At 70.8% G+C, this 13,281-nt stretch carries 12 protein-coding genes; 11 read left to right on the top strand and 1 reads right to left on the bottom strand.

The window, feature by feature from the left end:
• Positions 1-69 precede the first annotated feature (69 nt).
• The 10 genes from ACWEIJ_RS31385 to ACWEIJ_RS31340 all read left to right on the top strand — a co-directional run bounded on the left by ACWEIJ_RS31385 (position 70) and on the right by ACWEIJ_RS31340 (position 10,501).
• Positions 70-564: a hypothetical protein gene (locus ACWEIJ_RS31385; protein ID WP_449840858.1), complete on the top strand. Its 495-nt coding sequence runs from the start codon at positions 70-72 to the stop codon at positions 562-564.
• 120 nt (positions 565-684) lie between these two features.
• Positions 685-972 (top strand): Rieske (2Fe-2S) protein, encoded by a 288-nt coding sequence (locus ACWEIJ_RS31380; protein ID WP_449840857.1) that lies wholly within the window; start codon positions 685-687, stop codon positions 970-972.
• 106 nt (positions 973-1,078) lie between these two features.
• Positions 1,079-1,540, top strand: a complete 462-nt coding sequence (locus ACWEIJ_RS31375) for a Rieske (2Fe-2S) protein (RefSeq protein ID WP_449840856.1) — start codon at positions 1,079-1,081, stop codon at positions 1,538-1,540.
• Positions 1,541-1,582: 42 nt separating this feature from the next.
• On the top strand, positions 1,583-3,493 hold the full coding sequence (gene uvrC, locus ACWEIJ_RS31370) for an excinuclease ABC subunit UvrC (protein ID WP_449840855.1): 1,911 nt from the start codon (positions 1,583-1,585) through the stop codon (positions 3,491-3,493).
• Positions 3,493-4,080 (top strand): HDIG domain-containing metalloprotein, encoded by a 588-nt coding sequence (locus tag ACWEIJ_RS31365; protein WP_449840854.1) that lies wholly within the window; start codon positions 3,493-3,495, stop codon positions 4,078-4,080. Before uvrC ends, ACWEIJ_RS31365 begins: the two co-directional genes overlap by 1 nt.
• A gap of 658 nt (positions 4,081-4,738) precedes the next feature.
• Positions 4,739-5,596, top strand: coding sequence for an RNase adapter RapZ (rapZ, locus tag ACWEIJ_RS31360; RefSeq protein WP_449840999.1), 858 nt, complete (start codon positions 4,739-4,741; stop codon positions 5,594-5,596).
• A gap of 5 nt (positions 5,597-5,601) precedes the next feature.
• On the top strand, positions 5,602-6,570 hold the full coding sequence (locus tag ACWEIJ_RS31355) for a gluconeogenesis factor YvcK family protein (RefSeq protein ID WP_449840998.1): 969 nt from the start codon (positions 5,602-5,604) through the stop codon (positions 6,568-6,570).
• Positions 6,561-7,547 carry a DNA-binding protein WhiA gene (gene whiA, locus ACWEIJ_RS31350; RefSeq protein WP_449840853.1) on the top strand — a complete coding sequence of 329 codons (987 nt, stop codon included), beginning with the start codon at positions 6,561-6,563 and terminating at the stop codon, positions 7,545-7,547. Before ACWEIJ_RS31355 ends, whiA begins: the two co-directional genes overlap by 10 nt.
• 172 nt (positions 7,548-7,719) lie before the next feature.
• Positions 7,720-9,081, top strand: coding sequence for an FG-GAP repeat domain-containing protein (locus ACWEIJ_RS31345; RefSeq protein WP_449840852.1), 1,362 nt, complete (start codon positions 7,720-7,722; stop codon positions 9,079-9,081).
• Between the two features lie 40 nt (positions 9,082-9,121).
• On the top strand, positions 9,122-10,501 hold the full coding sequence (locus ACWEIJ_RS31340) for an FG-GAP-like repeat-containing protein (protein WP_449840851.1): 1,380 nt from the start codon (positions 9,122-9,124) through the stop codon (positions 10,499-10,501).
• Positions 10,502-10,564: 63 nt separating this feature from the next.
• On the opposite strand, the gene ACWEIJ_RS31335 is transcribed toward ACWEIJ_RS31340, so the two are convergent.
• Complete coding sequence (locus tag ACWEIJ_RS31335) at positions 10,565-12,919, bottom strand: ATP-binding protein (RefSeq protein WP_449840850.1); 2,355 nt, start codon at positions 12,917-12,919, stop codon at positions 10,565-10,567.
• Between the two features lie 123 nt (positions 12,920-13,042).
• Between ACWEIJ_RS31335 and ACWEIJ_RS31330 the strand changes: the two genes are divergently transcribed.
• Positions 13,043-13,252: a hypothetical protein gene (locus ACWEIJ_RS31330; RefSeq protein ID WP_449840849.1), complete on the top strand. Its 210-nt coding sequence runs from the start codon at positions 13,043-13,045 to the stop codon at positions 13,250-13,252.
• The last annotated feature ends 29 nt before the right edge of the window (positions 13,253-13,281 follow it).

Below are 13,281 nucleotides of genomic sequence, written 5' to 3'. Positions count from 1 at the left end.
TCGCAGGTCGCGGGCCGATCCCCGTGGCTCTGCCAGTGCCTGACCCACCACCGGGGAGGACGACCGCCGATGAGCATCACGACCGCGGAGACCGGCACGGGAAGTGCCGGGATCCCACAGAACAGGGGACACGATCGGGCGATCGGTGAGGCCGTGGCCGGCTACCGGTTGCTCGGCTGGCAGGTGAACGTCACCGAGCAGGGTGTGTTCCTACCCCTGGGCCCCGCCACGACAGCTTTGGCGATGCCGGCGCGGATCGGGTCGCGAGTGCTGGCCGATCTGAAGTCGCGCATGCTCGCGGGTCCCGTGACCGTCATCCCCGGCCCCCGCGAGCACTGGATCTTCCTGGCCGAGCTGGTGGCGTTGCTGCCGACGCACCTCAAGGCGCCGCCGGAGGTCCAGTTCGTGCGATCCCCGCACCGGATCGCGCTGCCGCCCACGATGACCAGGTACGGATCGCTGCGGTGGGCCAACCCGCCGTCGCACTCGCGGCACTGGTTCCCGCCGTTCACCGCCGTGCTGGCACTGGCCCGGACGGCCGCCGCGGAGGACCAGCGCCGATAATCGGTGCTCGTGGATCGTCGTTCAGCGTTGTTGTTGTGCGGGCTCGCTGCTCTGAGTGCTTGTGGCGAGCCTGCTCCTCGCAAGACGGGCGGTGTCGGGACCGCCCGGCCAGGGGACCGCGTGGCCTCCGCCGCGTCCGTGCCGGTGGGCAGTGGCGTGCTGGTGGACATGCCCGGCAACGCCCAGCTGCTGGTGGTGCAGCCTCGATCGGGTGAATTCCGTGCGTTCAACCCCTCCTGCCCCCACGTGGGCTCGCTGGTCAACCCTCCCGCGGGTGGTGTCATCACCTGCCCGCTGCACGGGAGCGCTTTCGACCCCTCGACGGGCGCCGTCCGCAAAGGACCTGCGACTTCGGGGCTGACCGAGGTGGCCATCGCCCGTTCAGGTGAAGATCTGGTGTTGTCCTGAGACCTGTGAGGTTCCTGTGCATTGGGCCTCGCGCTGAACTCTCGCTGACCGCTTCGCGTAATGCTGTGGTGTGAACCCGGACACCCACCACCACGGAGGAACGGTCGTGAACACCGAAAGCCCGGTCAGCAGGCGGGCGGCGCTGTGCGGAATCGTCGTTGCCCTCGCCGTGCCCAGTGGCCTCGTGACCGCGTGCAGTTCCGGTTCAGCGGGCACCGGTCCCAGCGGTTCCACTCCCACCCAGGGCAGCGGATCCAAGACGGGCTCCTCCGGCACCAAGCTGGTCGCGCTCGCGGACGTGCCGGAAGGCGGCGGCGCCGTGGTCGACGCACCCGGTGGCAAGAAGATCGTCGTCGCCCGTGTGTCCGCGTCCGAGGTGAAGGCCTACGACGCGACGTGCCCGCACCAGGGCGCGACGGTCGCGGAACCCACCGCCGGAACGATCACCTGTCCCGCGCACGGCAGCCAGTTCGGTGCCGCCGACGGCAAGGTGAAGAAGGGGCCCGCGACGGCGGGTCTGCGCGCCGTCGCCGTGAAGGTCGACGGCGACCAAGTGGTGCTCGCCTGACCCTTTCCGCTTTTGTCAGACCCCGTCGTTAGTCTTGACGGCGTGGCAGATCCTTCGACGTACCGCCCCGCGGTGGGCACGATTCCCGAGGCTCCCGGCGTCTACAAGTTCCGCGACGCCGGTGGCCGGGTCGTGTACGTCGGCAAGGCGAAGAGCTTGCGCAGCAGGCTGAACTCGTACTTCGCGGATCTCGCCGGGCTGCACCCGCGCACCCGCCAGATGGTGACGACGGCGGCCTCCGTCGAGTGGACGGTGGTCACCACCGAGGTCGAGGCGCTGCAGCTCGAATACAACTGGATCAAGGAGTTCGACCCGCGGTTCAACGTCCGGTACCGCGACGACAAGTCGTATCCGGTGCTGGCGGTGACGTTGCACGAGGACTACCCGCGGCTGCACGTGTACCGCGGCCCGCGCAAGAAGGGCGTGCGGTACTTCGGTCCGTTCGCGCACGCGTGGGCGATCCGCGAGACGCTCGACCTGTTGTTGCGCGTGTTCCCGGCGCGCACCTGTTCCGCCGGAGTTTTCAAGCGGCACAACCAGATCGGGCGTCCCTGTCTGCTCGGGTACATCGACAAGTGCTCGGCGCCGTGTGTGGGCAAGGTTTCCGCGGACGAGCACCGTGCGATCGTCGAGGACTTCTGCGACTTCCTGGCGGGCAAGACGGATCACATGATCCGCCGCCTGGAACGGGAGATGACCGCGGCGGCCGAGGAGCTGGAGTTCGAACGGGCCGCGCGCCTGCGCGACGACCTGGGCGCGTTGCGCCGCGCGATGGAGAAGCAGGCGGTCGTGCTGGGCGACGGCACGGACGCGGACGTGATGGCGTTCGCGCAGGACGAGCTGGAGGTGTCGGTCCAGGTGTTCCACGTCCGCGGCGGCCGGGTGCGCGGCCAGCGCGGCTGGGTGCTGGACAAGGTGGAGGCGGTCGACGACGCGGCGCTGGTCGACCAGTTCATCATGCAGTTCTACGGCGACAACACCGAAAGCACCCCGCGCGAGGTGCTGGTGCCCGTGCTGCCCGACGACGCGCCGGCTCTCGAAGACCTGCTGTCCGAACAGCGCGGTTCCCGCGTGGTGCTGCGCGTTCCGCAGCGCGGCGACAAGCGCGCTCTGATGGAAACCGTGGCGCGCAACGCTTCCGAGGCCTTCGCTCAGCACAAGCTCCGCCGCGCCGGCGACCTGACCGCCCGTTCCGCCGCGCTGCAGGAACTGCAGGACGCGCTGGCGCTGGACACGGCTCCGCTGCGCATCGAGTGCATCGACATCAGCCACGTGCAGGGCACCGACGTCGTGGCGTCGCTGGTGGTCTTCGAGGACGGCCTGGCCCGCAAGTCCGAGTACCGCCGCTTCGCGATCCGCGAGGCCGCCACCGAGGGCGACGTGGCCTCGATCGCCGAGGTGGTCCGCCGCCGCTTCCAGGCGATGCTGCGCGAAACCGCGTCGGGCGGCCCCAACCCCGGCATCGACCCGGACACCGGCAAACCGCGCAAGTTCGCCTACCCGCCCAACCTCCTGGTGGTCGACGGCGCCGCACCCCAGGCCGCCGCGGCCGCCGACGTCCTCGCCGAACTGGGCATCACCGACGTGGCGGTCGTGGGTCTCGCGAAGCGCCTGGAGGAGGTCTGGGTCCCCGGCGAGCCCGACCCGGTGATCCTGCCCCGCACCAGCGACGCGTTGTACCTGCTGCAGCGCGTCCGCGACGAGGCCCACCGCTTCGCCATCGCCTACCACCGCCAGAAGCGCTCGAAGCGCATGACGGCGTCCGAGCTGGACGAGGTACCGGGCCTCGGTGAAACCCGCAAAGCCGCCCTGCTCAAGCACTTCGGCTCGGTCCGCAAACTCCGGCAGGCCACAGTGGACGAGATCAGCGGCGTGCCCGGCGTGGGCCGCCGCACCGCGGAGGCCGTGGTGGCAACACTGGCCGCGCCGTCCTCCCCGGAGGCAAAGCCCTGATGCCGCTCTCACCCCGCGCACACCAGGCCCTGACCGAAGACGCCGGCCTGCGCCCGCTCCCCGCCGAAGCCGTTGCCCCGCTGGAAGACCTGCAGGCCCCACCCCGCCTGGTCGCCCACCTCCGCGCGGTGCACGACGTGGCCTGCCAACTCGCGGACTGGCTCTCCCACCACCACCCGACCGCCACCTTCGACCGCGAAGCCGCCCTGTACGGCGCCGCCACCCACGACATCGGCAAGGTCGAGCACCCGGAGGAGCTGTCCGCCCCCGGCTCACAACACGAACCGGCAGGCCACGCCCTCCTGCGCGCCCGCGGCGTGGACGAACGCCTGGCCCGCTTCGCCCGCACCCACGCCTCCTGGACCCCGGCGTCGAGCCTGGAAGAACTCCTGGTCAGCGTCGCCGACAAGGTGTGGAAGGCCAAGCGCGTCCCAGACCTGGAGCAACTCCTGACCGCCCGCCTAGCGGCCGCCTCCGGCCAGGAGCCGTGGGAGGTCTTCATGGCCCTGGACGACGAACTGGACCGCCTCGCGTCCAGCGCCGACGCCAGACTGGCGTTCCAGTCGAGCTACCCGGTGACGCCGTGACCGCGATGCCTCCGCAGCCCGCGCCCCGCCCGCCCAGCGATGGCCTCCGGCCAGCCCGCGAAGCCAGCCGGGCCCAGTTCGGCCGGACCCGGTTCCTCGCGACCAGCCGTACCGGACAGCCGTACCGGCTCGTCAGCGTGTGTGCCGTTCACCGTGGCGGTGGCACGGGCGCGCTGTGGCCGGCCGCCTCCGACCGCACTCGCCCGCTCGACCTTCAGGTCGCGGCAGGCCGTCGGCACCCGGATCCGCGGCGCGATCCTCTGCCCGCATCCGGACCCGCGCGGCGATCCTCCGCCCGCTCGACCCTCAGCCCCGGCAGGCCGTCCGTGCGGGGGCTGGCGTGCCGCGATCTTCCGCCCGCACCCGGACCCGGCATGCCGCGTCCCTCCGCCGGCACCCCGACCCGCGCCGAGACCCTCCACTTCCGCAGCGGTCGCCCCAGCCTGCGCGCGCCCGACCTCCGAGCGAGGATCGGGCACAACCGGTTCGGCACCCGGCGCGGACGTCCCAACTGCCGAACCTGCCGCGCGAACACGCCGGGCCGGTGGAGACTCTCCCCAGGGCGCGCCCGGTCGTGGCGCGGCCCCCAACACAGCCCGAGAGCGTCAGCTCATGAACAGGTAACGGAGTCGTAGTCGTGAACGCGGAGAAGTCCGGCATCGAAGTCGCCGTGGTGACCGGGCTGTCCGGTGCGGGCCGCAGCACCGCGGCCAAGTGCCTGGAGGACCTCGGCTGGTTCGTCGTGGACAACCTGCCGCCGGAGCTCATCGCCACCATGGTCGAGCTCGGCGCGCAGGCGCGCGGGGCCATCACCAGGGTCGCGGTCGTCATGGACGTGCGCAGCCGCGCGTTCACCGAGGACCTGGCGGCCATCATCAAGGACCTCGACGCTCGCGGGTACAAGCCGCGGGTGCTGTTCCTCGAGGCCACGGACGCCGTGCTGATCCGCCGGTTCGAGGCGGTGCGGCGCGGTCACCCCATGCAGGCGGACGGGCGGTTGCAGGACGGCATCGAGGCCGAGCGGATCCTGCTCACGCCGCTCAAGCAGGAAGCCGACCTGGTGCTGGACACCTCGGCGCTGAGCGTGCACCAGCTGCGGGCGAAGATCGAGGACACGTTCGGCACCGAGGCCGCCACGCGCACCAGGGTCACGGTGCTGAGCTTCGGCTACAAGTACGGGCTGCCGATGGACGCGGACCTGGTCATGGACGTGCGGTTCCTGCCCAACCCGTTCTGGATCCCGGAGCTGCGCGAGCAGACGGGGCTCGACGGCGAGGTGCGCAACTACGTCCTCAGCCAGGAAGGGGCCGACGAGTTCCTCGACCGCTACCACGAGCTGCTCCGGCTCATCGGTGCCGGTTATCGCCGGGAGGGCAAGCGGTACCTCACGCTCGCCATCGGATGCACCGGTGGCAAGCACCGCAGCGTCGCCCTGTCCGAGGAGCTGGCCGCGCGGCTGGCGAGCGAGGACGGCGTGGCCGTCAAGGTCGTGCACAGGGATCTGGGACGCGAGTGACGAAGTTGAAGGCTGTTGCACTGGGCGGCGGACACGGGCTGCACGCGACGCTGAGTGCGCTCAAACGGGTCACTGACGACGTGACGGCCGTGGTGACCGTCGCGGACGACGGGGGCTCGTCGGGGCGGCTGCGGCGTGAGCTGTCCGCTCTGCTGCCGCCGGGGGACCTCCGCAAGGCCATGGCGGCGCTGGCGGGGGAGGACGAGCAGAGCCGGCTGTGGACGTCGCTGTTCAAGCACCGGTTCGGCGGCACGGGTGCGCTGGCCGGCCACGCGGTCGGCAACCTGGTGATCGCCGGGCTGCTGGAGCAGCTCGGCGACCCGGTGGCGGTGCTCGACACGGCGTCCAGGCTGCTGGGCGTGCGGGGGCGGGTGCTGCCGATGTCGAACGAGCCGCTGGACATCGAGGCCGACGTCACCGGGTTGGACGAGGACGAGAAGGACGTGCGGCGCATCCGGGGGCAGGTCGCCATCGCGACCACGCCGGGGCTCGTGCAGCGCATCCGGCTGACTGCCCCGAACGGGCGACCTGTCGGCTGTCCGGAAGCAGTACAGGCTGTACTTGACGCAGATCTCGTGGTACTCGGTCCTGGATCGTGGTTCACCAGCGTGTTGCCGCACCTGCTGGTGCCCGAACTGCACGACGCGCTCGTCCGCACGCGGGCGAAGAAGGTCCTCGTGCTCAATCTTGTCCCCCAACCGGGCGAAACCGCCGGTTTCTCTCCGGAGCGCCATTTGGACGTAGTCTGCGAACACGCACCCGAGCTGAAGGTGGACGCGGTGATCGCCGACGTCGACTCGGTCCCCACCCCGGACCGGCTGACGCGAGCCGCCTCGGCACTGGGTGCGCGGACGCATCTGGCCAAGATCGCCGCACCGGACGCCGCCGAGCGGCATGATCCGGAGGCACTGGCCGGTTGCCTGAGGCAGGTGGTCGATGAGACCGGAGTGGGAGGGACAAGCCCGTGGCGATGACGTCGGCGGTCAAGGACGAGCTGAGCAGGCTCGCGGTATCCAAGACCTGTTGCCGCCGCGCGGAGGTGTCCTCGCTGCTGAGGTTCGCCGGTGGCCTGCACATCGTGTCCGGCCGCGTGGTCGTCGAGGCGGAGCTGGACCTCGGCAGTGCCGCTCGGAGGCTGCTCAAGGAGATCCAGGCCCTCTACGGTCACCACGCCGAGGTCTTCACGATCCAGTCGAACGGCCTGCGCAAGGGCACCCGGTACGTCGTCCGCGTGGTCAAGGACGGTGAGGGTCTCGCCCGCCAGACCGGTCTGCTCGACCCGCGCGGACGGCCGGTCCGCGGCCTGCCCGCGCCGGTCGTGTCGGGTGGTGTGTGCGACGCGGAGGCCGCGTGGCGTGGTGCGTTCCTCGCGCACGGCTCGCTGACCGAACCCGGTCGCAGCTCGTCGCTGGAGATCACCTGTCCCGGCCCGGAGGCGGCTCTCGCCCTGGTCGGTGCGGCGCGCAGGATGGGCATCTCGTCGAAGTCGCGCGAGGTCCGCGGCGCCGAGCGCGTGGTGATAAGGGACGGCGACGCCATCGGCGCGATGCTGACCAAGCTCGGCGCGCACGACAGCGTGCTGGCGTGGGAGGAGCGCCGGATGCGGCGCGAGGTCCGCGCCACGGCCAACCGCCTGGCCAACTTCGACGACGCGAACCTGCGGCGTTCGGCCCGCGCGGCCGTCGCCGCCGCGGCGCGGGTGGCCCGCGCCCTGGAGATCCTCGGCCCGGAGGCACCCGACCACCTGGCCGCGGCCGGTCAGCTCCGGCTCGCGCACCGCCAGGCGTCGCTGGAGGAGCTGGGCCAGCTGTCCGACCCGCAGATGACCAAGGACGCGGTCGCCGGCCGCATAAGGCGCCTGCTCGCCATGGCGGACAAGCGCGCGAAGGACCTGGGCCTGCCGGACACCGAGTCCGCCGTGACCGCGGACATGCTCGAAGCCGAGGTCTGACAGCACCGTTGATCCAGATGGCCCGCAGCCGATCGGCTGCGGGCCATTTGCTTTGCAGGCGCTTGCAGGCCGACTAGAGGATCTTGTACAGGCTGCTTGCAGAGGGCTTGCAGGCCGGCCCCCGATTGTTCCCCCATCGAGCAAGACACACCGAATCGCCTGGGGGAACCTGATGAATCGTCTAAGCGGAGTCCTCGCCGCTCTCACCGTCTCGACGTTGTCCTTCGGTCTGCTCGGGACCGGTGCCGCACAGGCGGCCAACGCGCTGCCCTGCACGTCCAGCGGGCCCTCCGCCGCCGACGCGTCGGACGCCACGGCCCTCAACCCGCAGCTGACCGCCAAGATGCGCGGCGCCATGACCGCCTACAACACCTCGTGTGCCCGTGAAGTGGTCAAACGGGTGAAGGCCAGAGGCTTCAACGAGAGGGCGGCCGCGATCGCCCTCGCCACCACGATCGTCGAGTCCAGCAACGCCAACCTCGACGGCGGTGACCGGGACTCGGTCGGCCTGTTCCAGCAGCGCGACAGCTGGGGCAGCGTCGCGGAACGGACGAACCCGCAGATCGCCACGGACAAGTTCCTCGACACGATGACGCGGTTCTACCCGAACGGCGCGTGGAACACGGCCGCTGTCGGCGATGTGGCCGCCGATGTGCAGCGACCCGATGAAACCCTCCGCTACCGGTACGGCGTTCAGGCCTCCGACGCGGTGAAGATCGCGAACTACCTGTGGCCTGGCAGCGCGAGGTTCGGCAAGGCCGACCTCGTGCGTGCGAACAACGACGGTTCGTTGACGGCCTGGCAGAACAACGGCGTGCTGGAGGGCGGTTCCTGGGGCGCTCCCGCCTTCGCCGGAAACGCGGGTACGACCGAGAGCCCGCGGCTGAAGTACGGCGATCTCAACGGTGACGGCAAGGCCGATCTGCTGCGCGTGAACGCCGACGGCTCCATGACGGCCTGGCAGAACAACGCCGCTCTGGGTGGGTTGTGGTCGGCGCCGGTCACCGTGGGCAACGCGGGTGGCGGCGACTCGACGCGGGTGCGACTGTCCGATCTCAACGGTGACGGCAAGGCCGATCTCATTGTGATCAACACGGACGGTTCGCTCACGGCTTGGCAGAACAACGACGTGCTGGGCGGCGGCTCGTGGAGTGCTCCGGTCACCGCGGGCAACGTCGGGACCACGGACCAGAGCCAGGTCCGGTTCGCCGACCTCAACGGTGACGGCAAGGCCGACCTGGTCCGCGTCGCTCCCGACGGCGGGATGACGGGCTGGCTGAACAACAACGCGCTCGGCGGCTCGTGGAGCGCGCCGGCCGCTGTCGGCAACGCCGGTGCCGGAGGCACGGCCGGAGTGAAGTTCGCCGACCTCAACGCCGACGGCAAGACCGACCTGATCCGGGTGGGCGCCGACGGTGGCCTGACCGCCTGGCTGAACAACAACGCCTCCGCCGGATCGTGGGCCGCCCCCGCCGGCATCGGAAACGCGGGCACGACCGACCCGGCCCGGGTCGAGTTCTCTGACCTCGGCTGATCCGTCCACCTGACTCTCCCGACTCGGAAATGAGAACGTCATGAAGCTCGCCAAGACGATCAGCGGAATGCTCGGTGCGGTCGTGCTCAGCCCGCTCCTCCTGACCGGCCAGGCGTACGCCGCCACCGGGCAGCAGATCGCCGACCTCGCCAACGCCAACCAGGGCAAGATGGCGTGCGACACCAACAGCCTCGGTGGCCGGTACTTCCTGAGCAGCTGCATCGGGCACAGCGGCACACCGGAGTACTGGTGCGCGGACTTCGCGAAGTGGGTCTGGATGAACGCGGGCGGTATCAACACCGCGAACCTCACTCCGGCCGCTCGCAGTTTCTACAGCTACGGCGCAGGTGCCGGCACGCTGAGCGACACCCCGCACGTCGGCGACGCGGCGGTGTTCAGCGACACGAACTCGGCCGCGGACATCGACCACGTCGGCCTCGTCACCGCGGTCAACTCGGACGGGACCGCGTGGATCCAGAACGGCAACTACGGCGGGCAGGGCGGCGACGAGGCCCAGTTCGCCGGCAGCTCGCACGTCGTCCCCACGAAGATCACCTCGGCCGTCGGAACCTTCTCGGCGTCCCAGGGGTACTACGTGGTCAAGTACATCCGGCCGGTCGGCGTGTCCGACGCGGTGGGGGGCAAGGCGGATCTGCTGCGGGTCAACGCCGACGGTTCGCTCACCGCGTGGCAGAACACCGACGCGCTGGCCGGCAAGTGGAACGCCCCGGCCGCCGCGGGCAACATCGGCACGACGGAGCAGTTCCGGTCGAAGCTCGCCGACCTGAACGGTGACGGCAACGCGGACCTGCTGCGGGTCAACTCCGACGGTTCGATGACGGCGTGGCAGAACAAGGACGCGCTCAGCGGTTCGTGGGCGACGCCGGTCACGGTCGGGAACGCCGGTGGCGGCGATGCGACCCGTGTGCGGCTGGCGGACCTCAACGGCGATGGCAAGGCCGACCTCGTCGTGGTCAACACGGACGGTTCGATGACGGCGTGGCAGAACAACGGTGTGCTGGCGGGTGGCAGCTGGGCGGCTCCGGTGACGGTCGGCAACGTGGGCACGACCGACCAGAGCAGGGTGCGGTTCGGCGACCTCAACGGTGACGGCCGGGACGATCTGATCCGTGTGAACGCTGACGGTTCGTTGACGGCGTGGCAGAACAACAACGCGCTGGGCGGTTCGTGGGCGGCTCCGGTGACGGTCGGCAACGTGGGCACCACTGAGCAGAGCAGGGTGCGGTTCGGCGACCTCAACGCCGACGGCCGGGACGATCTGATCCGTGTGAACGCTGACGGTTCGTTGACGGCGTGGCAGAACAACAACGCGTTCGGTGGTTCGTGGGCGGCTCCGAGTGTCATCGGCAACGCCGGCACCACCGACCCGACCGGCGTCGAGTTCGCCGACCTCGGCTGACCTGACTCGGTCCACCAGGAACACCGCTGCCCGCACCTGTGCTCAGGTGCGGGCAGCGTGCTGTCAGGGCGTCTGGCGGCCCGCCCACACCGCGAGCTGGGCTCGTGACCGCAGGCCCAGCTTCGTGCGGGCGTGCGTGACGTGCCGGGCGACGGTGTGGGGCGAGATCCCCAGCCGTTGCCCGATCTGCCGGTTCGTGAGCCCCTCCGCGACCAGCGTGGCGACGTGCAGCTCGCGCGCGGAGATCACGCCGTCGTCGTCCTCGGTGACGGGACGGGACGTCAGGGCGTAGGAAACGGCCTGTGCCAACGACATCCGCTCGCCGGTCGACTCCGCGGCGCGCAACCGCCCGGCCGTGATCCGGGTCCGGCACACCGACCGCGCCTCGTCCAGCAACGCCTGCCAGTACGGCTCGGCCCGGAAGTCGAACCGGGTCCGCACCACCGAGGCCGCGGTCAGCAACGACAACGCGCGCTCGTCGTCGGAACCGACGCCCACCAGCCCGAGCGCCAGGCCTTCGAGGTCGTAGAACTGGTCCATCGGGTGTTCCGAGCCGACCTCCAGGCTCTCCCGGAACAGGTCGACGGCTTCCGGGTAGCTCTGCCGCGCCAACGCGATCGCGCCCGCGGTGTGCAGGGCCGGGTTGAGCAGGTGCGGCGGGCCCTCCAGCCGCACGAGCGTCAACGCCTCGCGCACCAGCGGGGCCGCGTGTTCCGGGTCGCCGTGCTGCAGCAACGTCCAGCCGTAGGAGTTCAACAGGACGCCACGCGCGAGTTTGTCGCCGGAGCCGCGCAGGAGCTCGACGGCCTCGTCGAAGAGCTGCCAGGCCAGCTCGGGGTTGCCGGTGTGGGCCTCGGCCGACGCCAGCACCTCCAGCGCGCGGGCCAGCGCGCCGGGCCGCGACGCACTGGCCCGCTCGATCGCCACGGACTCCTGGGCGAAGCGCCGCGTCACGTGCCAGCCACCGCGCACCCGGTGGTGCATGGCGGCGAGCACGGTCAGCACGCTGCGGTACGCGGGCGGCATCGGCTGGGACAGCGCGCGGTGCAACAGCTCGGTGGGGGCGCCACGCGGCCCGCGCGGGGTCGAGGTCCAGGCCGTGGCGACGATCGTCAGCGCGTGCCGGTGCCAGTCCCCGGTCTCCGCCGTGCGCGCCGCGGCCAGCTCGACCAGGCCGATGTTGCGGTCCAGCCGCAGCACGACCCGCGGTGCCGGGAAGAACGACGAGATCTCGGGCTCGACGACCGAGCACACCCAGTCCACCACGCGGTCCGCCACGACCGGGACGTCACCGTGCTCCACGGCGCGTTCGCGGCAGTAGAGACGGATCGACTCCAGCTGACGGAACGTGGTGTGGCCGGAGGACCGTTCGACCACCAACAGGGACTTCTGCTCAAGGCTGGTCAACAGGTCAAGAGCGTCCGGCACGTCGCACACGGCACTCGCGACGCCCAGGTCGAACGGCACGCCCAGCACCGCGAGCCGGCGGCAGGCCTCCTGCTCGGCCTCCGGCAGCAGGTCGTAGCTCCAGCCGATCGCCGCCCGCAGGGTGCGATGCCGGTCGTCGGACGCGCGCGGCCCCGCGGTCAGCAACGCCAGCCGGTCACCGAGCCTGGCCAGGACGTCGGCGGGGGACAGGACGGTGATGCGGCGCGCGGCCAGTTCGATGGCGAGCGGCATGCCGTCGAGCGACCGGCACACCGCGACGACGTCCGCGACGTTCGACGGGTCGACCTCGAACGAGCGGTCCACTGAGACGGCACGATCGCTGAACAGCTGCACCGCGTCGTAACGCAGGGCCTCGGCGACGCTCGCTCCGGCGGGCGGCAGCTCCAGCTCGCCGAGCGCGAAGACCTGCTCACCGGCCAGCCGCAGCGGCTCGCGGGACGTCACCAGGACGCGCAGCCGGGGGCAGCAGGCCAGGAACTCGGACACCACGTCGGCGACCTCGGCCAGCACGTGCTCGCAGTTGTCCAGCACGAGCAGCGGACGCCGGTGCTGGTCGATCTCGGCGATCACGGCGTCGCGCACCGAGCGGTTCGGCAACGGGTGCGCACCGACGGCGTGGTAGATCGCCTGCACCACGTCCGACGCGGACGCCAGGGCCGTCCACCACACCTGATCTGCGCGTCTGGTCACGTGCTGGACCGCGAGCCTGGTCTTGCCCGACCCCGCCGGACCGACCAGCGACACCAGCCGGTGCTCCGACCCCAGCCGCGCCAGCGCCGCGAGCTCCTCGCGGCGGCCCACGAACGTGTCGAGAGGCGTGGGCAGGGCCGAGTCATGTGGCGCTTCGTCACGTGCCGAACTGCGCTCCCGGTACGCACGTTGGCGGCACGCGTTGGAGCAGTAACGCCGTCCGGGGATCGCGTCGTTGAGCGGGTTTCCACATGTCACGCAGGCGGCATTGGCCGTCATGAGGAATGACCGTACCGGCGCGTAACGGTCCGTAACACCCGCTGTTTCGGGGTATTGAAGGGTCCTTCGAAGGGTGGACATGATCCGGGCCGGTGCCGCCGCCACCAACCAGGAGGTCCGGTCATGACTGCACCAATCCGACAGCCGAACGCCTCGCTCGTGCCGCCGCAGGACCGGGAGGTGGTGGACGAGTGGATCGCGCGCATCGTCGCGGTCGTCGGCAGGGACGCGCGGGAGCACAGCCCGGAGGCGTGCCGCACCGCCGCGGAGGCCGCGGAGGAACTGAGCGCGTACCTCTGGATGCTCCGCGCCCTGCGCCGCCGAACGGCCTAATCAGGGGCCATTTTTCTGGCTCGATCAAG

The organism is Lentzea sp. NPDC004789, from assembly GCF_053601075.1.
The sequence above is the reverse complement of the archived record's forward strand: the minus strand, read 5'-3'. Positions and strand labels throughout refer to the sequence as shown.

What these genes read in the sequence shown, in the direction of transcription:
- ACWEIJ_RS31385 (WP_449840858.1), top strand. Translation starts at nt 70, where the DNA reads ATGAGCATCACGACCGCGGAGACCGGCACGGGAAGTGCCGGGATCCCA.
- ACWEIJ_RS31365 (WP_449840854.1), top strand. Translation starts at nt 3,493, where the DNA reads ATGCCGCTCTCACCCCGCGCACACCAGGCCCTGACCGAAGACGCCGGC.
- ACWEIJ_RS31345 (WP_449840852.1), top strand. Translation starts at nt 7,720, where the DNA reads ATGAATCGTCTAAGCGGAGTCCTCGCCGCTCTCACCGTCTCGACGTTG.
- ACWEIJ_RS31340 (WP_449840851.1), top strand. Translation starts at nt 9,122, where the DNA reads ATGAAGCTCGCCAAGACGATCAGCGGAATGCTCGGTGCGGTCGTGCTC.
- ACWEIJ_RS31335 (WP_449840850.1), bottom strand. Translation starts at nt 12,919, where the DNA reads ATGACGGCCAATGCCGCCTGCGTGACATGTGGAAACCCGCTCAACGAC.
- ACWEIJ_RS31330 (WP_449840849.1), top strand. Translation starts at nt 13,043, where the DNA reads ATGACTGCACCAATCCGACAGCCGAACGCCTCGCTCGTGCCGCCGCAG.